Raw genomic sequence first — 1,462 nt, 5'->3', positions numbered from 1 at the left:
TAAACTGGACCCTTAGTCAAGGACACTTTTAAAAAAAGAGTTAGGCCGCACTTAAGAGATGATTTCTGTATTGTACAGGAGTCATCTTTTTTAACCCCCACTGGTATCTGTAATGGTTATAGTAATGAATATAGCGCTTAATTTCTTGCTCTAGTTCAGAAAAGGATTTGCAATCGCGACTCTTCACATGGTCTTTCATATGGCCGAAGAAAGACTCCTGAGGGGCATTGTCCCAGCAGTTCCCCCGTCTAGACATAGATTGTCCTAACCCGTTATCTTTCAAAAGCTTCTGATAGACAGGACTCGTGTAGTGGCAGCCTTGATCCGAATGAATGAAAGCGTCCTGATGTAACTTCAACCGTCTTTGCCTCATCAGTGATTTGATCGTGTCTGTTGCAAGAGGGAGGTGGAGGGTCGTGGACAAGTTATGAGTGAGAAGCTCGCCTGTAGAAGCATCTAGAATGGTTGACAAATAAGCCGTCTGGGAATGGCCATATGGCAAGTACGTAATATCTGTTAGCAGAGCGAGACCTGGCGTACCTTTCTTAAAGTCTCTCTGTAACGTATTCTCAAGCGTGCGGTGTTCTTGCGTGGCTTTTGCCATCTTTCGGTAAGGATTAGCCTTTCGATGTGGACATACGAGGTTAAACTTGCGCATTAATCTTCGAATTCGTTTCAGGTTATACACGATATGGAATTCATTTTCTAACGTCATCTTAATGGAGCGAGAACCCTTCTTGAAGCCTCTTCGATGAAATGCCTTCTTAATCAAAGCACCGGCCTGCTCATCCGCTTTGATGCGTGCGAGCCGTTTGTCCGAGCTTTGAAGGTAGTTGTAGTACCCGGAACGAGACACACCAAGTAATTGACAGAAGTAACGCGTCATCCGTTCTAGGCCTTGCTTTACTGCATTTTGAATAAGCTCGAAACAGTCACTCTTGGGTAGGTTTTGTCCGTTTGCTAACAGCCTCCTTTCGTTCTTGTCTAACTTTTTTACGTATGCCAATTGAGCCTCCAAAAGTTTAATCTTCGCTTCCTGCTTCGCGATCATCTCTTCCTGGGATAAGGGGCGTTGTGAGGGGCGTAATGCTGCTTCTTTACGTGAGTCCGCTAGCCCCGTGATTCCGTCCTTCTCGTAAGCTTTCTTCCAACGATCCGCGCACTGCTCCACTCGCTTTATCCCGAGCATCTCCACATCAAACCCACTCGCCTCGAAAATCTCTCTAGGTGTTCGACCCGACATATATTGATCGATGAATAGACGTTTGAATTCATCGGCATAAGTAATCGATTTTTCGCTCACCCGCAAAACGTGCGGATTTAGCGCTAGTCATTCACGTTCATATTTATTAAAATGCTTTTTGCTCATTTTGTTCGCCTCCACTGTTGTCTCCAGTATACAAAAAGGTACCCACACACTAAACACTTTTTTTGAAGTGTCCAGTGTATGGGTACCAGTTTA

General features: G+C 44.8%; 1 protein-coding gene. It reads right to left on the bottom strand.

Annotated elements, in window-relative coordinates; genetic code table 11:
- Positions 1-40: 40 nt before the first annotated feature.
- Entirely contained in the window at positions 41-1,309 is a 1,269-nt protein-coding gene (locus N0M98_RS33610) for an IS3 family transposase (protein WP_259620502.1), read from the bottom strand.
- Between the last annotated feature and the right edge of the window lie 153 nt (positions 1,310-1,462).

It is taken from the genome of Paenibacillus doosanensis (assembly GCF_025060755.1).
GTDB classification, from domain to species: Bacteria; Bacillota; Bacilli; order Paenibacillales; family NBRC-103111; genus Paenibacillus_S; species Paenibacillus_S doosanensis.
The sequence above is the reverse complement of the archived record's forward strand: the minus strand, read 5'-3'. Positions and strand labels throughout refer to the sequence as shown.